Source organism: Bacillus sp. ISL-39 (assembly GCF_018613295.1).
Taxonomy (GTDB): domain Bacteria; phylum Bacillota; class Bacilli; order Bacillales; family Cytobacillaceae; genus Mesobacillus.
Map to the genome: position 1 here is coordinate 48,006 of NZ_JAGGQM010000034.1, position 23,516 is coordinate 71,521.

Here is a 23,516-nt window from a genome sequence, read left to right on the forward strand (position 1 = left end):
TCCAGCGCCTAGCACATCGCGACGCTTGCGCTTTTTGTTCTGCACTTTGGTTACTTTCTCTTTTGCGCTTTCAGCTTGTTCATTTCTAGTTCAGCCGAATATTCCTCTTGTGATTTGCCTTGCTTGAAGCTTTCTGATTGAATTTTCCTGAACTTGTTGTCATTTTGATTTGGCATGTGTACACCTCCTTTTGAACATAAGTATTTTGTTCAAAGCAGGAATGTTTATTCTGAATCTGTTCCTATAACCTTGGATAAATTTCTCATAATTCTATATTATTTTGCTATTCCGGATTTAATGAAAGCGCTTTACATGTGAAACTATTCACAAGTATAATAAGAGTGTAAATAAACATTATTCATTTCCGGGAGGAATCGCAATGTTAGCTGACCTTATCTATGAATTCAAAAGCTGGTGGATGGGAGATTTACCAAAGGTCGGAAATGAGGAATTTGAAAGAATCGAATCGAAGCATACAAGGGTTCATCATGATGAAGATATCTATGAAATCATTCGGGTGCATTAACATACTATAACTCAACAAGCAGCAGTCCGATTTCAAGTGAATTGGACTGTTTTTATTTTGTAGATATTACTGTCTGACTGTTGTATGCTTATACTTCATTATGTTTGGTTTTTACTAGAGAGAAATGGTTAAAACTAATCAATGAACGTCCAAGAAGATGGAGATGATTTTTTGAGTAAAGCTAAGGGTAAGAGCGGAACAGGCAGAGGAACTGGTAAGAAAGGCTGGAATCGCTGGCAGGCTAGTGCGAAAAAAGCCAAGAATGCCAAACCGTATAAGAGTAAAGGTGTGAAACACGGGAATGCTTCCAGGGCAGGTAATAATGATGATAGTTCTGAAAAATAATGACTGTTGCACACTAGAGGCGTTGATCCATTAATGGGATTGACGCTTTTTTCTTTATTTTGTTATTATGTTTCAATAAAATAACGATAAGAATTAATAAAAATTTATTGTAAAACGATAAATAACATGGTAAATTCAAATTGACACTATATGAATGAGGTGCTTGTTATGAAAAAAGGGTCAACAATTTTTTTGAAGGTAGCAGTTATTTTAATTGGCCTTCCAGTTCTCGCTTTATGCCTGTTTGTATTGCCTCAGATTGCGTCTGAAGCGAATGAAGCAGCGGAAGGGGGTTCAGATCTGTCTTTTACAGTTTACGCCATTTTAATGGTTATGTATGTTTCGGCCGTTCCATTTTACTTCGCTCTGTATCAATCCTTTAACCTTTTAACGTATATCGATAGAAACCAGGCTTTCTCTGACTTATCTGTATTAGCTTTAAAGAAAATTAAAAATAGTGCGATCATTATCAGCGGTTTATACGTGGTTGCCCTCCCATTCGTCTATGTTTTAGCGGAGGTTGATGATGCGCCTGGCTTGATCCTCATTGGAATGGGCATGATTTTTGCTCCACTTGTGGTTGCTGTTTTTGCGGCAGTCCTGCAGCGTCTTTTACAAGAAGCCATCGAAATCAAGGAAGAAAACGACTTAATAGTCTGAGGTGAAAACAATGGCAATTATAATCAATATTGATGTGATGTTGGCGAAGAGGAAAATGAGCGTAACAGAACTTTCAGACCGGGTCGGAATCACGATGGCAAACCTCTCTATATTGAAAAATGGAAAAGCAAAAGCGATCAGGCTTTCCACATTGGAGGCCATTTGCAAAGCGTTAGAATGCCAGCCCGGAGATATTCTCGAATATAAAGAGGATGAAGAATATTAATAAACACGGGAGAATCGGTAAAGTGCTGATCAAGGTTTTAAAACTGTAAGGAGCAACAATTATAAATTTTTTATGTTAAAAAATAATTCAAGGTATGTGTCTTCAAAAATGGCTATATTAGTGAGTCTTTTCCGTTAAAGATAATAGGATTGAACGGTGATTATCTAGATGGAAAGAATGAACTAAAATACTTACTTGTTCTACAAATATAGTGTGCGGTAATCCAGGGGCAGAAAGGATTACCGTACTTTTTTATTGAAAATTTCAGCTGGACCGAGTTAGATTTAATCGGATAAATATAATAGTTTGAATAGCATGCAAGAATAAGGACATATACACAAACATATTATGGGGGTGAAGTCTGTATAAGGGGTGGGGAAAATGGCTAATCCAATTGTCGCTAGGTCGTTGGACGAAATTCAGTTTTGGTCCAGAATCATGAAGGAACATGCTCTGTTTTTAAGCCTCGGATTTACTTATGAACAACAGCAATTGATAGCTGAGGCTCAGCAATTTATTACTCTCTTTGAACGAATCGAGGAAAAACTGGCAAGGTTTTCTATAAACACGGATATACGCCAAATTCAAGCTTTTAACAATGAAGTTTACCAAGCAGCTGTTGCTATATGGAGTTACAAAAGAAAGGTGCTAGGGCTAACCTTACGCTGTGAAATCAGGACAAATAATTTTCCTTTATTGGTTGACCATGTTAGCAGAGAGGCAGCTTATTTTGCCAACAGGTTAAAAGAACTTAACGAAGGAAAACTAGCCCCCGAACCTGATAAGATCATTCAAGAAAATCTTTTCTTTTTAAAGATTATGGCCGACCATGCAAAATTCATCGGACATCTCTTAGATCCTTCTGAAAGAAAACTAGTAGAACAAGCAAATGAGTTTAGTCATGATTTTGATCAGTTGGTATTCCAGGCGGTTGATTTAGACTCCATGCGACCGCAATCTGAAACAGTGCCAATTCTGGATCAATTCCTGGATCAAAATAGAGTTTCAGTCGCTTCATTAAGGGATTTTAAAAAGACAGCAAGAGAATTAATAGAGGCTTGCCGAATTAAAAGCAATATTCATCCACTCTTGGCGGACCATACATTTAGAGAAGCGGAGAGATTCTTAGAGATTATAGATTTATTTGATACTCACCTTACAACAGCAAAGCAATAACAAAACATTGTTTCAGATTCGGTACAGAGCAGGAATTTTTATTTTAGAAGCCATACTCACCACCTAGGACATATTAATTTCTTTTAAAGTTAAACATTCCTGTTTACTTGCATCACTTATCTACTTAAAAGAAAAGAAAACAGATAAGGATGCAAGAAAAAAGGAGAAAACGAGAATCTATGCTTGCTTTACCGAGAAACCATAGAAAGGAATTTATTGACAACAAATGGATTAACAGCTAAAATATTTAAAAACTCCATTAATATAAGCGTTGAAGAGAAGAGTAGTTATGCTTGAATATTTTTAGAGAGCTCCTGGATGCTGAAAGGGAGTAATATTCTGCTTAATGAATAAAGTCTCGGAGCTTCTTGCCAATCTGATGATAAATCAGGGATCACAAGACGGATTCTTCCGATATAAAGATAGGGTATGAACGTACCTGAAGAGGTTGGTTTGGCGACAAATCAACAAACTGAGGTGGTACCGCGAAGTCAAACTCTCGTCCTCAAGATTCATTTCTTGTGGGTGAGCGTTTTTTTTATGCAAAAATCCATAGAACGGTGAGGGGAAATAAAATGCCAAATCCTATATTATTCGATATTCCATCCCAGATAGAAACAGAAAGATTATTACTTCGGGCACCACATCGTACTGGTGACGGAAATATTGTTAACCAGGCGATAAGGGATTCTTTTGATGAGTTAAAAGCATGGCTGCCATTTGCGCAAAAGCTTCCTGCACTTGAAGAAACGGAGATTAACCTGAGAAATGCCCATATCAAGTTTTTAAAGAGAGAAAGCTTTCGTTTTCTCATATTTCGAAAAGAGACGAATGATTTCATTGGGACTGTCAGCCTTCAAGGGATTGACTGGTCCATTCCTAAATGTGAAATTGGTTATTGGATTAATACGAAGTTTGGGGGAAACGGCTATATGACAGAAGGGGTAAAAGCATTGACTGTTTATGGGCTAAATCAACTTGAATTTAAGAGAATCGAAATAAGATGTGAATCTACTAATCTGAAAAGCCGTGCAATCCCTGAAAAACTTGGATTTGAACTAGAAGGTGTTTTACGTAATGATGATTTATCGGCTGACGGCAGCAGGCTGACCGATACATGCTTCTATTCGATAATTTCATAGACTTGCAGATTACCCAGGAGGATTCATGCGTCTTTTTGTGGAAATTCTTCATTAAAGTACTTTTGGAGCAAGGGGGAAAACTGACATGGAGTATTATACGAACCGAACCTCTAAAGATTTAACAAAATCAAAGCTGGATCAATATTGGCCGGGATTTGAAATGGTAGCTTATGCCTTCTTTGATCGTTCGCACGTATATTTATTCAATCATCCTAAATTCAACCGGGCACGAAAAAAATTAAAATGGGATGAACAGTTTATGGGTTGTACCCATATTCTTTATGAAGAATATCCAACTGCAATTGTAGATTTAGAATTATTTGAGGACTATGAAAGCTTGTTTTCGATTCTCGTACATGAATTATTTCACGGTTATCAATATCTGAAGGGCGAAAAGCGGTTTCCAAATGAAATTCTGGGGATTACTTATCCATTATCAATAGAAAATATTTCTTTAAGGAACCTTGAAAGATTCTCCCTTTACCATGCTTTGCTGGAAAATGACCCTCAAAAGGAGCAGCAATTTCTCTCTACATTCATATTCCTTAGAGATGAAAGAGTTTCAAAAATTAAAGAATACCATTTATATGAAACCTTGATAGAAACGGTAGAGGGACCTGCTTGGTATGTTGAATTCAAGGCATTTATGGAGAAAAGTCCCTTAGAATATGAGACGGTTTTGAAAAAGTACGGAGAATCTTTACTAAACCAATATGAATCTACCTCCCATATACGGAGGAGCTGCTATAGTTCCGGATTGTTTATGTGTTTATTATTAGATGAGTTTTCACCAGGCTGGAAGGTAGATTTTCTGGAAAGAGAAGACTCTTTATATGATTTTTTCAAAAAGACGGCAGGGAATATTAATACCGAACCTCAACACCATATGGAAGTAAGCTTAGACACGGACGCAGCGATCAATTTTACCCTTGAAAGCAGGAGAAATGAATTTATAACCTTTGAAGAACAAGCAGGTTTTCCTCTGACTATTGAGGGTGAAGTGACAGCAGTATCTTTTGACCCCATGAATATCGTATTCATGGAAGATACACTTTTACATAAAAACTTTCTGAAAGTTAAAATGGGCAATCAACATTTTCTGATGCATCAACCTGTTATGACACAGTTCAAAGATAGAATTCAAAACATTACTAAACTGAGACTAGTATTAAAAGAGAAACCTGTCGAAAATATGGACTCGCTCACAGTGGAAGGAGTTGGGGAAATTAAGGGAAGGTATATAAAAGAGGGGGAGAGTTATCACCTATTTGTTAATTAAAAGAAGCGCAAAGACTGTTAACATTCAAGTAGGGAGTTTTAACCAAATGATGAACGAATTGTACTCTAGAGATATTGATCATACAAATGAATGCACTGTGAAATATATAAAATTAAAACCAGGCCAGGAAAGATTCATCGAAACCGTGGACGAGTGTTTAAAAGAAGCTTGACGTTATCATGAATGGCATCCGGCAGCTATATATTTTGATGAGGAAGTCATTGGATTTGCTATGTACGGTTCTTTTGGTCCAAACAAAGATACTTGGATTGATAGGATAATGATTGAAGAAAAATTTCAAGGCAAGGGTTTTGGAAAAAATGCCATGGTGAATCTTATTGATAAAGTTTCAAAAGAGTATGGTGTTCAGGTTGTCTACTATTTAAGTATTATCGAGGAAATCACAATAGCCCATAGATTATACAAAGACTTGGGATTTCAATACACCAATGAAAGAGATCCAAATGGTGAACTCATATTTAAATATACTATCTAATAAATGTCTTCTGGTTAATTTTATTAACTGAATATTGAATCCTTTTTTAACACACTCGTAAAGTTTATATATAAAACGGTACAGGGTGTTGAAATCATGGGATGGGGCTTGGCCAGGAATACAGATTTTAGTGGGCATGAAATTGAAATTGCTGCAATTTTTGCAGTATTCATCGTAATCGGAATTTGGGTGTACTATGATTCTGACAAATATTTTGTGGGGATCAAGAGACATATCTTCTGGGGATTAACAATCTTAACGGGTCCAATAGGTCTGATCATTTATCTAGTACAGAGGAAAAAAGAGGGATTGGTTTAATAGGATTGGTTATTTTAGAAAAAGTACGTTCTGATCTAGTTACTATAATCCTAAAAACGCATTATTGGTCAAATGGATTATAGTACGACTGAAAGTGCCCGGTAGAAGAGCTCTATCGGCCAAACGGAGGCTGTGACCGAGGAAAAGTGTCCAATAGAAGGGTTCTATCGGACAAACGGAAGCGGTGACTGAGGAAAAGTATCCGATAGAAGGGTTCTATCGGACAAACGGAAGCGGTGACTGAGGAAAAGTATCCGATAGGAGAGATTTATCGGCCAATACTCAAAAGTACTGGACGTACCCTGTGATTTTTTGAAGCTTAAATCCTCCCCTATGCTTAATCTAACAAAGCAACCTCATAAAATGATTATAACTCATTTTTTTTAGTGGTCTTTTCCATTTTTTCAATAATAAAAGAACCTGCCAATCCGACCCAAAGGGATACTAAAAACCATAATAAATTCGTTTGAAAGAACTCTTTGCCTATTTCAAAAAAAGATAAAGTTAGGGCTAGTGCTCCAATTCCTCTTAACAGACTAAATAGTCCACTTAATTTATCCTTCATTTGATCCTACCCCCATATCCTTCTTCTATCTTTATATAATTATACAATATTTTCCGTTTTTAGGAATGCCTATCTATTCATGAGACTTTAAATATTAACGGATCAGTTTGGCTACGGACCTAATACTGCTTTTAAATAATCGTCGCCAATGACCCGCCATATGGAGCAGGGCCTCTGAATCTGAAAAACCAATTGTAAATCTTTTTAATTAAATAACAAAAAATAAAACCATTCCAACAAGTCAACACTTTGGCGTGGTTTTATTTAATATTTACAAAGAGAATGTTAGAATGTTACTATTCAACTAATCAGTTGAATAGTTGTTTTTTGGAGGTGATCATTATCGGAGCTCGGGAATTTAAGGATTTCATATATGGCGAGTTTGCGCGGATTGGAAAGGCAATATCCAGTCCAAAGAGGATTGAACTTCTTGACCTGTTGACTCAAGGTCCCAAAACGGTTGAAGCTTTGGCTTTGGATACGAGAATGAGCATAGCCAACACCTCAAAGCATCTCCAGACCTTGCATGACTCTAAGCTTGTCACTTACTCAAAGGACAAAAATTATGTTATTTATCGTTTGGCCAGCGAACAAGTATTGATGCTTGTATTGGAGTTAAGAGGAACGGCTGAGGAGCGAATATCAGATGTGAAGCTTGTAAGGGAAGGCCACATCCTGAGAGAAAATTCACTAAATCCTATCTCGTTTGAGGAGTTAGGTGAAAAGTTGAATAGCGGTGCTGTCACTTTATTGGATGTAAGACCGTTTGAAGAATATAAGCATGGTCATTTGCCTCACGCTTTATCGGTGCCGATTTCGGAATTAGAAGAACATCTGGATTCATTGCCAAAAGAAAAAGAGATTGTAGCATACTGCCGGGGACCCTATTGTGTATATGCAACTGAAGCGGTAGAGTTTCTAAAATCAAGAGGATATCAAGCTACATTGCTGGATGCAGGAATTAATGAATGGAAACAAATACAGCACTAAAAACTTTTTAACACATTTACCTGCTTCATAAGCAGTTAAATTGAAAGTAGCAAATATAAGAGCCGGAAGAATTTATCGGGGCTTTATTTTTGGAGGTGATCAGGATACAGCCGAAAAACGGAATCAAGGAAAACATCGTGCAATTTGTCCTGTTGGTCGTGACAAATCTGTTCGTCGGTTCAATGGTCGGGATAGAGCGTACCGTTTTACCACTGCTTGGAAAAGAGCAGTTCGGACTGGCATCTGCAAGTGCTGCACTATCATTCGTTATCAGTTTTGGATTTTCTAAAGCCATTGTAAACTATTTCGCAGGTCAAATTGCAGATTGGCTTGGACGCAAGAAAGTATTATTGCTCGGTTGGTTTGTTGGCCTTTTCGTACCTATCCTCATTATCTTCGCACATGCATGGTGGGTTATCATTGTTGCAAACATCCTGCTCGGAATTAACCAGGGACTGGCATGGTCGATGACGGTGAATATGAAAATCGATCTTTCGAAACCGAACCAGCGTGGTTCCGCTGTTGGTTGGAATGAGTTTGCCGGCTATTCTGGTGTTGCGATCATGGCTGCTGTTTCCGGGTATATTGCTTCAACATATTCATTAAGGCCTGAGCCATTCTATATAGGAATTGGTATTGTTGTGATCGGAATTATCCTTTCGTTGATCGTCAAGGATACAGCTGAGCATTTGAATCTTCAGATTAAGAATAGTGGCACCGTCAGCCCCGGTAAAACTCGATCGGCAAAAGAAGTTTTTGTTTTGACAACCTGGAAGAACAAGAACTTATCAACCATTAGTTTTGCCGGCTTATCAACCAACCTAAAGGATGGTATGGCCTGGGGTCTTTTCCCTATCTACTTCACTGCTGCAGGATTATCTGTAGGGCAACTCGGTACAATTGTAGCGGTATATCCAGCTGCTTGGGGTATTTTTCAATTGTTCACGGGTACATTAAGCGATAAAATCGGCAGAAAAGTTTTGATTACTTATGGCATGTGGACGCAAGCTGCTGCACTTTGGTTCATACTCGCTGCCAATCAATATTTACTATGGTTTATAGGAGCTATTTTGTTGGGTCTGGGCACTGCGATGGTTTACCCAACCTTACAAGCAGCGATCAGTGATGTTGCCGACCCGGAATGGAGAGCTTCCTCTATGGGAGTATACCGCTTCTGGCGTGACAGCGGCTATGCATTTGGGGCATTAATGGCAGGAATCATCGCCGATCTTCTTGGCGTCAATTGGGCAATAGGATTGGTTGCGCTCCTTCCATTCATGGCAGGAGTACTTTCAAAAGTGCGTTTGAAGGAAACGATTAATCTTGATTAAATCGGTGCATCACCCCAATGTGGTGATGCACTTTTTTAATTCCCTAAGTTATAAGGCAAATTTAAATGTAAGAAAAAATACAAAACTTTGTAAGAACTCCTAATTTTATAGGATTATACTTTGTTTAAAATCCTTATCAGGAGGCTGTAAGATGAATGAAATCGAGTATTGGTATGATCATGAATTTAACGAATGGGAAAGGCTGAATCGCCATAAAATTGAATTTGATGTTACCAAACGATACCTTGATGATTTTATAAAAGAGAAGAATCTAGAAATCTTCGATATTGGCGGTGGACCAGGCAGGTATTCCATCTATTTAGCCGAAAAAGGACATCAAGTAACTCTTTTAGATCTTTCGGAAAAAAATATTGAAATAGCAAAACAAAAATCATTTGAAAGAGGAATTACATTAGAGGGATACATCCACGGCAATGCCTTGGAGCTGGAGGGTTTTGAGAATCAGTACGATGTGATTCTATTAATGGGACCGTTATACCATTTGTTAAAGGAACCTGAAAGGAGAAAGGCAGTCGATGGGGCGTTGAAATTATTAAAGCCCAACGGAATTATGATAGCTACGTTTATATCCAGCTATGCACCTGTACAGGACCATATAATGAATTTATATCCGATTGAATCTGTTCAAGGAATCCTCGGTTATTTACAAAATGGAGAAAATAAAGGAGGAAAAGGTTTTACGACCGCGTATTTTATAAAACCTAATGGAGCAAGAGAATTTATGGATAGCTGTGGATTAAAGGAGTTAACATTTGCTGGTATTGAAAATATACTAGGTTATAAGGAAAAAGAAATAACCTCTTTAGAAGAAAGTGAGTACAGAAAGTGGATAGAAATCGGTTATCGTTTAAGCACCGATGAAAATCTTTTTTGCACAAGTCAGCATTTCTTATATATTGGTCGTAAGGTGTAGATCTTATCAAGCGTTGATCTAAGGATTAACGCTTTTTTTCTTTGAAAAAGAGGACGTGGGTTAATTAAAAAAGGAATTTCATTTCCAAATGTAGAATAGTTCAGCTAGAAAGGTTTTCTAAAAATAAGGAGATGGGAATTATGTGTGGGATTTGTAAGTAAACATTTTGAAAGGGATTTATCTTTGCCGAAACATCGTGGCATTCTTTTGGGGAATGCATTAATGGATTTAACTTCAGATTCAGATGTGTTGGCTATTTATCAAGCGGGTTCGTTAGCGAGAGGGAACTTTGATAATTACTCGGATATAGATTTACACATTATTGTTAATCCAAAACTGAAAGCAGATTTTATTAAGAATAAACGTAACAGGGCAGCTAAATGGGGAAATGTTTTATTTTACGAGGATTTTAATCCTTCGTCACCAGTTATTGTTACCCATTATGATTCCTTTGTAAAAATAGACAGCTGGTATCATGCACCTGAAGATGTTGTTCCATCTATTTGGCTAAAAGGATATAAGGTACTTTACGATCCGAATAATATCATTAGTGAAGTCATTCATGAATCATCTCATAAAGTTTATAAACCTTCAGCAGACGAGGTTGAGTTTTGGCGAGGAAAACTTCTGGCATTCATACACGAAACTTATCGTGCCGTCATGAGGGGAGAAATATATTACGCACTAGCGAATTTAGATCGAGTCCGATGGTTAGTCGTTTCTGGATGGTATATGGAAATGGAAGAACATCTGGATAGCCCTTACGGTGTTTGGTCAAAGATTGAGGGCGAAAGAAGTAAATTGAATCAAGAGCAATTATCGCTTTTAAAAAGTTGGGAATGCGGCCGGAATGCAGATCTGATCATGAAAACAGTTGTCAGTATTGTTCCGGAAATTTTTAGACTGAATAAATACTTAAGCAATCAAGTGGAGATTGCGGAGGATGAAGGGCATATCAGAAAAGTCATAGATATGGTAATTTAATGGATACGCATTAGACGGCAATTTCTCGTAATCATGATGTTTAACAAGAAGAATGTTAAAAAAGGGGGGAATATACTTGATTTATGTAATCAGACATGGGCAAACAGATCTGAATAAAGAACGAAAAATGCAAGGGAGAAAGGGTTTGCCATTAAATGAGCATGGAATAGAACAAGCTAAAGCATTGCGAAACAGGCTGCAAAACATTAAATTCGATTTTGTCTTTTCTTCCCCGCAGGCTCGAGCTTTGCAAACAGCAGAAATAGTTACCGGCCTAAATGCTGTTAAAGATGACAGACTGGATGTTTTTGATTTAGGAGAAGCAGACAGGTTAAGCGTTAACGAGGTTAAGATGGCTGGTCCATTACCTGATTCCAAGGTTTATAAAGGGATTGAAGACCCTGATGCGTTTATAAATAGGGTATTTAGTTTTATGAGGGAACTTGAGAATCAGCATAGAATAAGAGAGTTAAATATTCTTATTGCTGGCCACAGATGCACAACAGGTTGTATTGGAGCTTATTTCGAAGGAATACCAAGTGACAGAAATATATTAAGGTTTTCATCCGATACTGGTGATTATAAAACTTATGAATTTTCTTGATTACAGGTGTACCACAATCTTTATCTTTTTTAGATCATTATCGATAACAAGGCTAACATTAGCAATGGGGTGTAAAAATGATATCCAATGTAGGTGTGCCAGGTTTTATTCTGCTATTTAATATTGTTTTTTTGATTGTAAGTGTCCTTATTTTGTATTTAGTCATTTTAAAAGCAGTCAGGGAAGGGATTAACCAATCTGTTGTTGCCCAATTAATCGAAAAAAATTATGGAATAGAAGCTAATAAAAGTGATGTAGATAATGATAAGTGATTTACCATTTACGTTACCGGGCGGTAATCTAGAAAGGATTAATCGTCTTTTTTTCTGAATAACATATTCAATGCCGCTGGATAGCTCAATAATCAGATAAGGGGGAACAAAGTAAGTGGATAGTAATGACATTAGCAATGCCAGTAAGATATTAAAATCTTTATGTGTTGGGGCAAAAATAGAAGGAATTAATTTTTACGGACTTAAGATACTCCTTTCAGAAAATGATACAAATTCCAAGCGAATTAACGGGCAGGTGTATATCAATATAGAGAGTGAATTTTGTTTATTCGCTTCAATGCCCACAACCATTCCGTCTCATAATCAATTACCTGAATTAGAGTGGGCTGAAGCTTCAAAATTAATATGTGAGTTGAGATTAAAAGAAATCATAGACATCTCAGTACACCATATGAGTCCTCACTTATTATTGACATTTGATACAGGTGAAGTTCTCTTTATATGGGGCTATCACGAAAGGTATGAAAGCTGGCAAGTAGGCGTAATGAAAGATTCAATCGAAGAAGAAAGCTGGGAGGTTATTGCGTGTCCGAATAACACTCTTGCATATATTGGGCCTGAAGATATTGTAGGAGTTATCTAATACTTCTGGGTTGTTGATCTATCAGGTTTCCGTGCTTTGTATGGAATCATTATTAAACAAATGGTGCACCTGTGCTATTAGGGAGAGTGTTTTATGAATAAAAGAAAATGGATTGGCTTGTCTATCATAGGAGTAATTTTGATTGTTAGCACTACATTTGTTTTAACAAAACCAAATGAAGCAGATTATGTAAAATGGATGGAACAAACTTATGATGTTAATTGTTTAGATTATAATTGTGAGGCATTTAAGTTAAAAGTGATGGAAGGCGGGGAAATCAAGGAGATTACAATGCAAGTTTCGAGCGGAGGATATTCACCAGGCACATTGGTAATGAAGAGGGAAGTAAAATATCGCAACTTGGAGAATCCTGCATATATGTTAGATTTAAATGTTATTGGATTTTTGGACAAAATTTCATTGGTAGATGAAACAAAACGATTGACCAATGAGTAATTAATTCTGAAGTTAATAAAGGGGATTTTTCAAAATGCGGAAAATTATATCTAATGCAGATATGCAAGAAGCATTATTAAACTCTTGGTCAATAAATTCAAGTTCAAAATGGACTAAAGACAATCCAGCAAAAGGCCAGTGCGGTGTTACTGCATTAGTAGTGAATGACCTGCTTGGAGGACAAATAAGAAAGACACTATTATCTGGAGGATGGCATTATTATAACGAAATCAATGATGAATATTATGATTTTACGGATTCACAGTTCAATGAAGATATTAAGTATATGGATATTCCGTCGAATAGAGATGAAGCATTCTTGGATACAAATCAGGAACAATATGAGTTTCTAAAACAGAGTGTAATGGATCATTTAAATAGAAGATAAACGGTACGGTAAACTATAACTGGGAATGGAGGTTAGCATAATATATTCCATTATTTCTCTAATAGCATAATGGGAGAAGTTCTAGTGAAAGGAGAAAGATTATGGATAATTGGTTGTTTGTTTTCATCATAACCTTCATAGGAAGTTTTATTTTTGTTTATGGATTGGGTCCTGTATTGGCGGAGAAAATATTGAATTCATTTATTTACTTTTATTTATAGTTCAATTTTCTTTTACCACAACCATACTCTTTCAGATCCTGCATAAAGTAAAACAGATAGAAAAAAGGGAAATGATAAAGAGTAAAGAAATTACAGCGAAGAAGTAATTCCTAGCATCCAAAGAAAAAGTCAAGAAACTGGTGTAATATTTGAATTTCACATAATTTGGTAATAAAACGTTAAAGGCTGCAAAATACTAAAATATCATCCAGAAAAGAAGCAGAGGAGCACTGACTCATTCCTTTGCTTCTTCTTGTGGAAAAATATAAAAAATGCAAGATATACCTTGATCAAAGGTTTCAACTTAATTATTCGACATCTTTCCCCTAAAAACCAAAACCCACACGGTGATTTTCGGATTCCATCTCCCAATCTTTTTTCTTGGATTTGTTATTGGCGGCTTGGAGTTCTGTATAAATATGCTCAATGTCCACAACCTGCTCATAATGATATTGAAGAGCGATTGCTGTGTATAATTCATTCAGCTGTGCAAATGAAAATCCTTTGGAAGCTTGAACGACCCGATCGAAATCATCAGCTGTAATAAATTGTTGGATATTTTTACGTTGTAAGTAAAGAGAACGCATTGCTTTTGATGGCAATTTTAGTTCATAGGCCCGGTCAAAACGTCCAGCCCGGTTTATCAAAGCAGGATCAATTCTTTCTGGATAGTTTGTTGTTCCGATCAGAAAGATTCCTTCTTTAGAAGTGGCTCCATCCAGGGTGTTTAGAAAGTAAGATCGGACGTGTTCTGGCATAGAGTCAATATCCTCAATTACCAAGACCATTGGAGCCATTTTTGACACCGATGTAAAGACTTCCTTAATCGAATAACTAGATGTATATTCTGTAATCTGCCAATAAGCGACCGGTGCGGATATGCTGTTAGCAATCGATTTAACAAGAGTGGTTTTGCCATTTCCAGGCTTTCCGTAAAGCAGGATTCCTCTTTTAAAAGGAATGTTATATTTCGTATAAAACTCTTTACTTTCGGAAAAGAATTCATCAATGGAACGATAAATTTCCTTCTTTATTTTTTCTTCCAAGAATACTTCATTCCTATTCACCAGGTTAGTGATTTTTTCTTTCCCGGTTTCTACTCCATCGTCTGTATCTGTATAAATGGTCACATAGTTGCGGATGTATTCTCGCTTTCTTCTTAGGACATAAGGAAGAAACTCCTCTAAATGATGTCGACTTTCACATAAAACCAAATCATGAGTTGTATCCATGTGATTCTGGAAAATGGGAACACGTGCAAGGGCGACCTTAAAGTCCGGATAATAATAAACGGAATTATCCATTCTGGGCTTGGTAATTAACTCCATGACTTTTTCTGTATGATTAGAAGAAACGGTCTCTGTTTCAATCACATCAAGTATATGGAAGGCCAGATGGACCCTTTCGCTTTTTGACTCGAGGTCTTCTTCAAGGATCTCCCATATCTCGTTAGATGTTTGATCATCAGCAAATAACCCGAATTTTATCCCATAGGTACCAAACAACTTTTCCTTAATCTGATGAATTAAATAGCCATACTCATAATAATTAGGCAGATGATTCGGGTCCATTTCTTTAAATGATAAAACAAATTCTTTATTTTTCATTTGATTCTTCCCTTTTCAATGATAGTAACACTGAAATTATTGTATCTTAGGTAGGGAACCATGAATAGCAGGAAAATTCAACCAAAAGACATTTTTAGTTCCTTTTGAATTTCCAGAAACATTCCAACATAGTTGATGAAATAGGAAAATAGGCAATGTAAAAGGATTAATCATTCTTGCTTAGATACATCGTGTATACCATTTCGTTTCCTTTCCCCGCGGCTCAAAATTTTCAGGAAGCGGTGATACCAGAAGACGAGTGCGATTTAATTGACCTTCCATTAACGAAATCTAGTTAAATTCTTTTTTTTGTCCCCTTAAAGAACCGAAGGACATAGACTAAAATAGATATTAAGAAGTAGGTATAATAAGCGGTAAGACTTTTAAAAGGAACAGGTGGAAGAATGGGGAAAGATTTCTATGCTGGCATTTTCAGCTTTTTAGTCGGAGTTTTTGCAATATATATGTTTTTCCATGCGACAAAAGAGCGATTTTTCAACAATAAAACTTATGACCATATTCGGTATATTACTCCATTGTCTATTTCTTTTAATTTCTGGTTCATTAAAATTTTGTTTATGTTCGGTGGGTTATTATGTTTAATTGTAGGTGGATATGGAATTCTGGCTCCATTCTTTTAGGCTGGATCCTATTCATACATAATTCCATTCATCCATTTTAGGAAGTGAAAAGGTGTTTGTTTATTATTTAATGCTCTTTATGGGAACTTTGTTTGTCATCATTGCCTTATTTAGTTTTATTGCAATGTTTCGCGAAAAATCTTACCCTGTTTTAGAAGTAGGGAAAAGCATTTTAGGTCTTTCAATGGGTGTTTTAATTTTGGCGGTAACTCTACCAAGCATAAAATATGTTGTACTAAAGGAATATGACATCATTAGTGGAGAATGTGTGATTGAAATTGATTCAGCAGGCCGTTCTTCATTAGCGGACTTTAGAATGGTTGATTCAGGAGAAATCTTTATATTCAGTGATATACCTGACCTTGATGCTTATGGAAGGTCAGTTCCTTATTATTGTGAGGTTACAGCTACAAAAGATCATATGGTCGAAATTGATTATAAAATTTATGATATCAAAACAAGAAAGTTAATTTTAACAAGTGAATAGGAATCAGAAGGACTCCTATAAAGAAAAATTGGAGCAACTTGTTTACTGGGCACCCAAAACAGAAGGTGATGATGTATTAACTATTGGGACAAATGAGGTTAGTTTGATTATTAGTAATTTATCATGCACTGAGATAAATGATTTTAAAGGTATGTGGAAGAAATGGTAAAGGTATTTAAGCACAATTTAGAGAATTGATCCAGATGATTATTAGAGGTATTTTATAATTTTCTAATGAATATCTTAGGTTTTGATTAAGCTAAAAAGCGTACTCCTTCTGGAATGCGCTTTTTTGCATTTCTGTAGTTATATACTTTTCCTGCTGTAAATAGAGATGAATTTTTTGTAAGAATATTTAAATAATATATAGAAGTTATGAGAAATTATGGTAATATTTATCAGTAAAGAAAATAGTTTAGGGGGATAAAAATGGAAAAGGTTATTGAGGTTAAGGGACTTTCACGTTCTTATAAATTGAAAACGGGCTTGAAAAATGCCTTGGATGATGTTTCTTTTGATGTGAAAAAGGGGGAAGTATTTGGTTTGCTGGGGCCGAATGGGGCTGGTAAAACGACTACGATCAAAATCTTAACGACTTTATTGCTGCCTACTGCTGGGTTAGCAAAAGTTCTAGGCTATGATGTAGTATCTGAGAGTCATATGATTCGCAATAGGATCAACTTTGTTTACGGCGGCGAAAGAGGCGTTTATGGAAGACTTACCGCAAAAGAGTATATGCATTATTTTTGTACACTTTATAAGATTAAAAATAAAGAACAAGCTGTGTTAATTAAGGATTTATTAAACCTTGTTAAATTAGAGGACGCTGAGGATCAAAAAATCCATACCTATTCCAAGGGTATGACCCAACGATTACATATCGCAAGGTGTTTAATTAATAACCCTGAGATCCTGTTTCTTGATGAACCGACCATAGGCTTGGATCCTATCGGGGCAAAATTATTGAGGGATATTGTAAGAGATTTATCAAGCAAAGGGATTACCATCATCTTAACTACTCATTATATGCAGGAAGCCGATGAGCTTTGCGATCGTATTGCTTTTATTAAAGGCGGGAAAATAAGCCTCATTGGCCAACCAGATTTCATAAAGCAGAGCTGTAACCACCTTAATCTTTACGAAGCTACGATGAGTATTTATGATATTGAAAAGCTAATAGCAGACCACTACCTTAATAAACTCGAAATCGAAGTCATTAAAGAGCCTTATTTTAGCTTGAATTTTGAAGTGAATGAAAATGATCTTGAAAAGGTATCAGCCTACTTAATCCAATATGGAGATATTTTAAAATTGAGTAAGAGAGATATATCGCTTGAGGATGCCTATATCTATCATATGAAGGATGTAGGGTGAGAATATGTATCTGCTTATAAGAGAAATTAAATATTTTACTAACTTTAATAATAAGATGTATCAATTTCTGCTATTTTTCCAGCCGCTTATGTTTTTGTCGATTGTTTACTTTTTAAAGCAAGTAAGGGGAGATATTAATTCAGACAAATTTGTGTTGGCATCTGCTTTGATCAGCATGTGGAGCTATGTATTGTATTCATCAGGATCTGCATTGATCTCCCAGAAGTGGAATGACACACTTAAGCTGCTAATTGCTGCGCCGGCTTCCTTGTTTGCGGTCATTTTGACTAAAGCATTAAGTAATTCTGTTATTGCCCTGATCTCCATGATTTTAAGTTTTATTTACGCACGATTTATTTTTCAATTCAGTATCGGGATCGCCAACTACGGTTACTTCTTACTTTCCATACTCGTTCTGATGTTTTCTTTAAGTGTTGTTGGACTTATTTTAGCCATTGTATTTGTTGCTTCTCAAAATGTTTTCGATTTCCAAAACCTGATTCTAACACCTATGATCTTGCTTTGCGGGGTGTTCATCCCGGTTGAACAGTTTCCAGTTGGGCTAAAAGTCATTACTTACCTAATTCCAATGACCTGGGGGATTAAGTCAGTACAAGATACATTGGTGTTATCCCAAACGATGTTCTTATCTATGGGGATTTCAATTTTGGTTAGCTTGATTTATTTATTGCTGGCTTACTTTATTGTGAAAAAAATCGAGGTAGTGTTGCGTAAGACCGGCAGTCTGGGGGCGATCTGATGTTTTTAATCAATAAATATGGTTTTACTAACCTATCGTATAAAGCGATCTATTCCTTTCAAACGATTCGATTATTTATCTTATTCCGTATTTTAGATCCGTTCATGCATTATATCTTTTTTGCAACATTAGCCAGTTCACTAGTCGGATCGGATTATTTAAAATTCGTTGTGATTGGCAACATTGCTTATTACACTTGTCAGACCATCATGATCAACTATATGAATATGTTCAGGATGGAACGAAGATATGGAACGTTGGAACTGAATATTGCTTCACCGACTCCGACACTGCTAATTATCTTACGGAAGGGGATTGTACCTCTGCTGGATGGATTATTTGTATTCATTGTAGGCTTGATTATAGGGTGGTTGTTGTTTGATATTAAAATGCCGGCCGGCAATATGGATACCCTGCTAATGCTGATCCTGATTACCATGTTTTCTGTCATTAGCTTCTCATTGCTTTTTGCCTCAGTGAGCCTTTTGTTTTCTAATGTTAACTTATTCCTGAATATATCTTTGGCGTTTTTCCAGGTTTTCTGCGGAGTTAACTTTTCAGTCACATTATTACCAGAACCCCTTGAATTGCTAGCCCGTATGCTCCCGCTAACCCATAGCATCGAAGCGCTACGCTCGATCTATAGCCTGGAGAATTATGATGTTTATCTTTTGCTTGGTAAAGAAATTTTCATAGGGGTCTGTTACTTTATTTTGTCAGTATTTCTAGTCTCTGTAATGGAAAAACTGGCACGGAAGAATGGGGCGTTATTGAAGAATATATAACTTTTTATAGGGAGGCCGTTACTTATTAAACCATCTATATTTATTCTGGGTACTGACCATTTTTCCGAACAAGATAATGGCGATCTGTTTATGACTGACAAAGAGGATATTTTATCAAAGACAAGGCAAAAAGAGATTCTTGATCTCATCAACTGTTTGAGAAAATACGAACCAACGAAAGTTGCGTTAGAAGTATTACAAGAGAATGAGGAAGCCCTGAATCATCAATATCAAACTTTTATAAAGGGCGATTATACGTTAACCATTAATGAGATCGATCAAATAGGCTTCCGTTTGGCTAAGGATTGCGGCCATAAAAGAGTTTATGCGGTGGATTGGAATAAAGATGAAGATGGTATTCCGGATTTATCAGGCTTAGACGAGTGGAAAGACACTGATGAGTATAAGGCTTTTACAATTCTCGCAGAGGAAATCATATCTGAATCAAATACATTTAAATAAAAGCACTCGATAAAAGATTTCTTGCTTTGGATGAATGATTCGCAAAATGTTCTAAGAGGACAAGAAATGTATTTGAAATTGTCTCTAGTCGGTGATAAGGATCATCCAGCTGGAGCTGTTTGGACAGCAAAGTATTGGTATTATCGAAACCTGCTAATCTAAAAAAACTTGGTTAGTCTGATCGATTCAAATGAAGACCGTATTTTTGTTTTATATGGTGCAGCACACCTTCATTTATTGCTGCAATTTTTAAAAGAGAGTAACTTGTTTGATGTGAAACTCGTAAGTGATTACCTTTGTTAGTTAAGATAAAAAGAAAAGTGACTCGAAGAAATACTTTCCCTTCAAACGATCAAGCACGTAAGAACTATAATGCAATAAGAGTTCCAAGGAAGGAGGTCGAACCATGTCATTCCCTACGCATATCGTGTCCGCAGGCGGGTTTGTTGAAGATTCGGCAGGAAATATCCTTATAGTAAAAACTCGTGACGGCGGTTGGGTTTACCCAGGAGGACAAGTTGAAGCTGGAGAAAATCTGCTGGATGCATTAATTCGTGAGATCAAAGAAGAAAGTGGAATTAATGTTGAGGTGAGCCATTTAGTGGGAGTGTATTCAAATACAGGAACTTTTAAATGGTATGATGGCGTGACGGATGTTCCTACCCAAGTGATTTTTGATTTCGCATGTAAACCTGTTGGCGGCCAGTTAGCCGTTTCTGAAGAAACAACGGATAGCCGCTGGGTAGAGAAAGACCGCGTTCTTGACTTCATTACACATCCAGCCATTCGGACTCGCTATCAAGCCTATTTGGAGTTTAATGGAGAAGTAAATTACATGGAATATGTGAAATCTCCCAGCTTTACGGTCAAATACAAGACTGGGATAACGAAGTAGTGGGTTTCTCTACTAATATTGAAAAATATTAATTCAATAAGAATTACCGAATGTTTTTTGAAAGTAGGAAAGGAATATGCAGGTTAAATATTCGTAAAAGACTGGGGGATGCAGATCTTTGAATAAAAACTATTTAATTCACAGTTTTATCTTCATTTTGGTATTAGTATTGAGTTCTGGCTGTTCTAATTTAGATGACAAAACCGCTACTATCTCTGTTAATTCCGATTCTGAATATGTGAATACTTTTGAGGATTTGAATTTAGGAATTTTATTTGATTTTGACTTCACTTTGTATAATGCAGATAAAAGCTGGGTGAATCTTTGGGTAGAACGATACAATGATGGAACAAAAGAAACTCCACCGCTAACACAATTATCCTATGGAAACAGTCCAAATAAAGTTAACGAAGGGTCAATGGGTTTTGGAATGATCAATCCAAACTCTGAAGACCCCTTGGTATTTCTTTTTGGTCCTGATGTATGGACTCAACCCCAGATCATTAAAAAAGAATCTACTGCTAATCGTCTCAGTACATGGGACTATGCCATAGGTAAGGAAGAAGTAGAGTTGGAAATGGGTGAAACAAAAATCCTGGCGGTATACAGGGAAACGGAAAATGATTCGCTTCGTGCGGTTAATTTACAGGATGAGGAAACTATTAAAGAAATAATTAACCAAGATGATACGGTGTTAGTGTTAAAAGTTAAGATTGAAGAAAAGAATATAAATCAGAAATAGAGACTGAATTAAATTAAATCATGTGTCACAATCCTCAAAGGATCGAGGTAACTTTTTGTTGATTTTTAACATATAAACTAAATTAATTTCAAATTCGAATTTGTTATTGCAAGTTTTTGAAAAGGGGGTTTAGTAATGGTATTACCTGAGATTGTCGAAAATGTCTTAAAGGATTATATAACCCTATTAAATGAACATCTGCCTGGCACCATCGAAGGGTTATATATACATGGATCCATCGCATTGAGTGCCTACGTTGATGACTCAAGTGACATTGACTTTATCACGTTAACAAATCGCAGGTTAACAGTGCGAGATTCAGAAGCTTTTTCATATATTCATAGAACAATTGAGAACAAATATGGTAAGCCGGAAATGGACGGTGTATATGCTCTTCGCGAGGATATGGGGAAACTCTACAATAGCAGTGACAATAACATTGAATATCCGTACTATAACAATGGTGAGCTGGCATTCGGCGATTACTTTAATTTTAACCCGATAACCTGGTGGGTTTTAAAGAGTAAAGGAATAAAGATTTTAGGACCAGATATACAAGACTTTAATCTAGATACTCAGCCACAGACGTTAACTGCTTTTGTAGTTGAAAATATGAATTCTTACTGGACATACAGAATACAAATGGCAGAAAAATCACTTGATCATTTGGTTCAGCTGCCGACCAGCCAAATCGATTTTGAAATAGAATGGACCGTTCTCGGCTTACTCCGTCAATTTTTCACAATCAAGGAAAACGATATAGTTTCCAAGCTGGACGCTGGTGAATATGGATTAACGGAACTTCCGGTGGAATGGCACAATATAATTAAGGAAGCAATGAATATACGTAATGGTAAAAAAGAAAAGACTTTTGACTCAGAAGTGGATAGATTGGATAGCGCCATAAATTTCTTATTAACTACTGTAATAATGCTTCACCTAAAAATTCCTCAAGGACCTGTCTGATTAACAAGTAATTAGTGAACCGTACATATAGCTATTTTTTATAGTTAGTTTTTATATCAAAGAGGAGAGGCTTATGTCAACTAAAAGCATGTTCTTTCGACTTATAATTAGTGAATTAATTTTCTTTGGTGCTTGTATTCTTATATTCGTTGCACATCTTGTATTTTGGTTAGATGAAGTTGGCATTGCTGAAAGAGTTTTAAACATTCATCTTCCTCCTTCATCATTTCCAATTTTTATTCTTGGGCTGTTCTATTTACTGGCTATTATTGTCTTTGCTGTTGTACTGTCAAAGCAAATAAAAAGGCTTCAGCTATCTAATTTTACCAATTCAAAAAGAGCTTTCCTTTTTTCATTGGGATGCCACTTGTTAGCATTCAGCAGTTCAATCCTTTTATGGATAGCTCAAGATTCTGACACAATGAAAACAGTAATTCCTGGTTTAATAACCTTATATTTTGCAACTATACTTATAATCCTTGTGGCCTTGTATTTTACTCTTTTTGTAAAAATAAATACAAACAAACTGGTTGTCTGATGAGAGATGAACAATGGGTAGAAAGCATAGCGTATGACGATAATTAACTTTAGTAAGAATACAGGTAAATAATAGCCAGGAAAAAAATTCAGTCCGAAACGGGAAGGACTGAATTTTTTTCTTGGATCACTATTGGTTGTGAGAGACTCTGTGATGAAATTTAAATTCATAAAATTAAAATCCTTCCGTACTCCCTGACTGCTTCTCATAATTTCTTAAAAGCATTCCATTCGCTTTTATCATGCCGAGCTTTTCGTAATAGGGGACCAGGTCATCGTCACAACACAAGTCAATCATATATATTTCAGCTAGTTCGTTCATCATTCGATGGACTAGTTCCTTGCCGATTCCTCTGTTTTTGTACTCAGGCCGCACTTCAAGGAAGGGAATATAGGCAGAGAGTACTCCATCACTGATTGCGGTGATGAATCCAACAACTTGGTCAGTATCTTTATCGATCGCTAAGACCACTTTGCTGCTGTTTTTAAGTAATTTTAAATGAGTCTCGGGACTTGACGGTGTCGGCCAACCGACAAAAAAACCTTCAAGCATTTCAGGCGTAATACTCTCAAGTGAATTTTTATATAACATTATCTATCAACTCCTCAATTGTTAGTAGGCAGTTGATATGAATCAAAAGTAAAGTAACAAATCAGTGACCCTCCAGTCGGTATTCTATATTATTAAAATTCAATTTTAAGAGGGGAAATCCTTCAGAAAGTTTGAGAATTATTTCTCGGGA

General features: G+C 36.3%; 31 protein-coding genes, 1 pseudogene and 1 other annotated feature. Of the genes and pseudogenes, 28 read left to right on the plus strand and 4 right to left on the minus strand.

Annotated features, from left to right (window positions below):
* Positions 1–50 precede the first annotated feature (50 nt).
* Positions 51–176 (minus strand): hypothetical protein, encoded by a 126-nt coding sequence (locus tag J7E37_RS22380; RefSeq protein ID WP_285290392.1) that lies wholly within the window; start codon positions 174–176, stop codon positions 51–53.
* Positions 177–379: 203 nt separating this feature from the next.
* Here J7E37_RS22380 and J7E37_RS21140 point away from each other — a divergent pair, with 203 nt between their 5' ends.
* The 10 genes from J7E37_RS21140 to J7E37_RS21180 all read left to right on the plus strand — a co-directional run bounded on the left by J7E37_RS21140 (position 380) and on the right by J7E37_RS21180 (position 6,168).
* The gene (locus J7E37_RS21140) at positions 380–526 is read left to right on the plus strand and encodes a hypothetical protein (RefSeq protein ID WP_214783269.1); all 147 of its coding nucleotides are present in this window, start codon (positions 380–382) and stop codon (positions 524–526) included.
* Between the two features lie 141 nt (positions 527–667).
* Complete coding sequence (locus J7E37_RS21145) at positions 668–871, plus strand: DUF3934 family protein (protein WP_214783274.1); 204 nt, start codon at positions 668–670, stop codon at positions 869–871.
* Positions 872–1,039: 168 nt separating this feature from the next.
* On the plus strand, positions 1,040–1,531 hold the full coding sequence (locus tag J7E37_RS21150; RefSeq protein WP_215026953.1) for a DUF2975 domain-containing protein: 492 nt from the start codon (positions 1,040–1,042) through the stop codon (positions 1,529–1,531).
* Between the two features lie 10 nt (positions 1,532–1,541).
* Positions 1,542–1,757: a helix-turn-helix domain-containing protein gene (locus J7E37_RS21155; RefSeq protein WP_214783281.1), complete on the plus strand. Its 216-nt coding sequence runs from the start codon at positions 1,542–1,544 to the stop codon at positions 1,755–1,757.
* Between the two features lie 381 nt (positions 1,758–2,138).
* Positions 2,139–2,933 (plus strand): DUF2935 domain-containing protein, encoded by a 795-nt coding sequence (locus J7E37_RS21160; protein ID WP_214783284.1) that lies wholly within the window; start codon positions 2,139–2,141, stop codon positions 2,931–2,933.
* A gap of 262 nt (positions 2,934–3,195) precedes the next feature.
* Positions 3,196–3,443: a binding site (T-box leader), on the plus strand.
* Positions 3,444–3,508: 65 nt separating this feature from the next.
* Positions 3,509–4,075 (plus strand): GNAT family N-acetyltransferase, encoded by a 567-nt coding sequence (locus J7E37_RS21165; protein ID WP_215026956.1) that lies wholly within the window; start codon positions 3,509–3,511, stop codon positions 4,073–4,075.
* 85 nt (positions 4,076–4,160) lie between these two features.
* Positions 4,161–5,354: a hypothetical protein gene (locus J7E37_RS21170; RefSeq protein WP_215026959.1), complete on the plus strand. Its 1,194-nt coding sequence runs from the start codon at positions 4,161–4,163 to the stop codon at positions 5,352–5,354.
* Between the two features lie 46 nt (positions 5,355–5,400).
* Positions 5,401–5,526, plus strand: a complete 126-nt coding sequence (locus J7E37_RS22570; RefSeq protein ID WP_353050056.1) for a hypothetical protein — start codon at positions 5,401–5,403, stop codon at positions 5,524–5,526.
* Between the two features lie 27 nt (positions 5,527–5,553).
* Positions 5,554–5,850: a GNAT family N-acetyltransferase gene (locus J7E37_RS21175; protein WP_353050060.1), complete on the plus strand. Its 297-nt coding sequence runs from the start codon at positions 5,554–5,556 to the stop codon at positions 5,848–5,850.
* Positions 5,851–5,946: 96 nt separating this feature from the next.
* Positions 5,947–6,168: a hypothetical protein gene (locus tag J7E37_RS21180; RefSeq protein ID WP_215026961.1), complete on the plus strand. Its 222-nt coding sequence runs from the start codon at positions 5,947–5,949 to the stop codon at positions 6,166–6,168.
* 367 nt (positions 6,169–6,535) lie between these two features.
* Here the strand turns inward: J7E37_RS21180 and J7E37_RS21185 are convergent, their stop codons facing one another.
* Positions 6,536–6,733, minus strand: a complete 198-nt coding sequence (locus tag J7E37_RS21185; protein WP_214783297.1) for a hypothetical protein — start codon at positions 6,731–6,733, stop codon at positions 6,536–6,538.
* Positions 6,734–7,066: 333 nt separating this feature from the next.
* Here J7E37_RS21185 and J7E37_RS21190 point away from each other — a divergent pair, with 333 nt between their 5' ends.
* The 9 genes from J7E37_RS21190 to J7E37_RS21230 all read left to right on the plus strand — a co-directional run bounded on the left by J7E37_RS21190 (position 7,067) and on the right by J7E37_RS21230 (position 13,296).
* On the plus strand, positions 7,067–7,723 hold the full coding sequence (locus J7E37_RS21190; protein ID WP_353050057.1) for an ArsR/SmtB family transcription factor: 657 nt from the start codon (positions 7,067–7,069) through the stop codon (positions 7,721–7,723).
* A gap of 104 nt (positions 7,724–7,827) precedes the next feature.
* The gene (locus tag J7E37_RS21195) at positions 7,828–9,054 is read left to right on the plus strand and encodes an MFS transporter (RefSeq protein WP_214783669.1); all 1,227 of its coding nucleotides are present in this window, start codon (positions 7,828–7,830) and stop codon (positions 9,052–9,054) included.
* A 151-nt stretch (positions 9,055–9,205) separates the two neighbouring features.
* Positions 9,206–9,988: a class I SAM-dependent methyltransferase gene (locus J7E37_RS21200; RefSeq protein WP_215026967.1), complete on the plus strand. Its 783-nt coding sequence runs from the start codon at positions 9,206–9,208 to the stop codon at positions 9,986–9,988.
* Positions 9,989–10,132: 144 nt separating this feature from the next.
* Complete coding sequence (locus J7E37_RS21205; RefSeq protein ID WP_215026970.1) at positions 10,133–10,972, plus strand: nucleotidyltransferase domain-containing protein; 840 nt, start codon at positions 10,133–10,135, stop codon at positions 10,970–10,972.
* Between the two features lie 76 nt (positions 10,973–11,048).
* Positions 11,049–11,576: a histidine phosphatase family protein gene (locus J7E37_RS21210; protein ID WP_215026973.1), complete on the plus strand. Its 528-nt coding sequence runs from the start codon at positions 11,049–11,051 to the stop codon at positions 11,574–11,576.
* 77 nt (positions 11,577–11,653) lie between these two features.
* Positions 11,654–11,848, plus strand: a complete 195-nt coding sequence (locus J7E37_RS21215; protein ID WP_215026977.1) for a hypothetical protein — start codon at positions 11,654–11,656, stop codon at positions 11,846–11,848.
* A gap of 115 nt (positions 11,849–11,963) precedes the next feature.
* Entirely contained in the window at positions 11,964–12,452 is a 489-nt protein-coding gene (locus J7E37_RS21220) for a hypothetical protein (protein ID WP_214783312.1), read from the plus strand.
* A 93-nt stretch (positions 12,453–12,545) separates the two neighbouring features.
* A complete protein-coding gene (locus J7E37_RS21225; RefSeq protein WP_214783315.1) occupies positions 12,546–12,908 on the plus strand; it encodes a hypothetical protein in 363 nt (120 codons plus the stop codon).
* Positions 12,909–12,942: 34 nt separating this feature from the next.
* Entirely contained in the window at positions 12,943–13,296 is a 354-nt protein-coding gene (locus tag J7E37_RS21230) for a YunG family protein (RefSeq protein ID WP_214783318.1), read from the plus strand.
* 547 nt (positions 13,297–13,843) lie between these two features.
* Here the strand turns inward: J7E37_RS21230 and J7E37_RS21235 are convergent.
* Positions 13,844–15,124, minus strand: coding sequence for an ATP-binding protein (locus J7E37_RS21235; protein ID WP_251009811.1), 1,281 nt, complete (start codon positions 15,122–15,124; stop codon positions 13,844–13,846).
* Between the two features lie 693 nt (positions 15,125–15,817).
* Between J7E37_RS21235 and J7E37_RS21240 the strand changes: the two genes are divergently transcribed.
* From J7E37_RS21240 to J7E37_RS21280, 9 genes and pseudogenes are all read left to right on the plus strand, one after another.
* Positions 15,818–16,252 (plus strand): hypothetical protein, encoded by a 435-nt coding sequence (locus J7E37_RS21240; RefSeq protein ID WP_215026980.1) that lies wholly within the window; start codon positions 15,818–15,820, stop codon positions 16,250–16,252.
* Positions 16,253–16,681: 429 nt separating this feature from the next.
* Positions 16,682–17,626, plus strand: a complete 945-nt coding sequence (locus J7E37_RS21245) for an ABC transporter ATP-binding protein (protein ID WP_215026983.1) — start codon at positions 16,682–16,684, stop codon at positions 17,624–17,626.
* Between the two features lie 4 nt (positions 17,627–17,630).
* The gene (locus tag J7E37_RS21250; RefSeq protein ID WP_215026986.1) at positions 17,631–18,386 is read left to right on the plus strand and encodes an ABC transporter permease; all 756 of its coding nucleotides are present in this window, start codon (positions 17,631–17,633) and stop codon (positions 18,384–18,386) included.
* The gene (locus tag J7E37_RS21255; protein ID WP_215026989.1) at positions 18,386–19,171 is read left to right on the plus strand and encodes an ABC transporter permease; all 786 of its coding nucleotides are present in this window, start codon (positions 18,386–18,388) and stop codon (positions 19,169–19,171) included. The genes J7E37_RS21250 and J7E37_RS21255 overlap by 1 nt, the downstream gene beginning before the upstream one ends.
* 90 nt (positions 19,172–19,261) lie before the next feature.
* Positions 19,262–19,936, plus strand: a pseudogene (locus tag J7E37_RS22180) (DUF5694 domain-containing protein).
* Positions 19,937–20,039: 103 nt separating this feature from the next.
* On the plus strand, positions 20,040–20,528 hold the full coding sequence (locus tag J7E37_RS21265; protein ID WP_215026995.1) for an NUDIX hydrolase: 489 nt from the start codon (positions 20,040–20,042) through the stop codon (positions 20,526–20,528).
* 118 nt (positions 20,529–20,646) lie between these two features.
* The gene (locus J7E37_RS21270; RefSeq protein WP_215026998.1) at positions 20,647–21,270 is read left to right on the plus strand and encodes a phosphate signaling complex PhoU family protein; all 624 of its coding nucleotides are present in this window, start codon (positions 20,647–20,649) and stop codon (positions 21,268–21,270) included.
* Positions 21,271–21,405: 135 nt separating this feature from the next.
* Entirely contained in the window at positions 21,406–22,236 is an 831-nt protein-coding gene (locus J7E37_RS21275; protein ID WP_215027001.1) for an aminoglycoside adenylyltransferase domain-containing protein, read from the plus strand.
* Positions 22,237–22,309: 73 nt separating this feature from the next.
* Positions 22,310–22,774, plus strand: a complete 465-nt coding sequence (locus J7E37_RS21280; protein ID WP_215027004.1) for a hypothetical protein — start codon at positions 22,310–22,312, stop codon at positions 22,772–22,774.
* A 174-nt stretch (positions 22,775–22,948) separates the two neighbouring features.
* Here the strand turns inward: J7E37_RS21280 and J7E37_RS21285 are convergent, their stop codons facing one another.
* On the minus strand, positions 22,949–23,365 hold the full coding sequence (locus J7E37_RS21285) for a GNAT family N-acetyltransferase (RefSeq protein WP_215027007.1): 417 nt from the start codon (positions 23,363–23,365) through the stop codon (positions 22,949–22,951).
* Positions 23,366–23,516 lie beyond the last annotated feature (151 nt).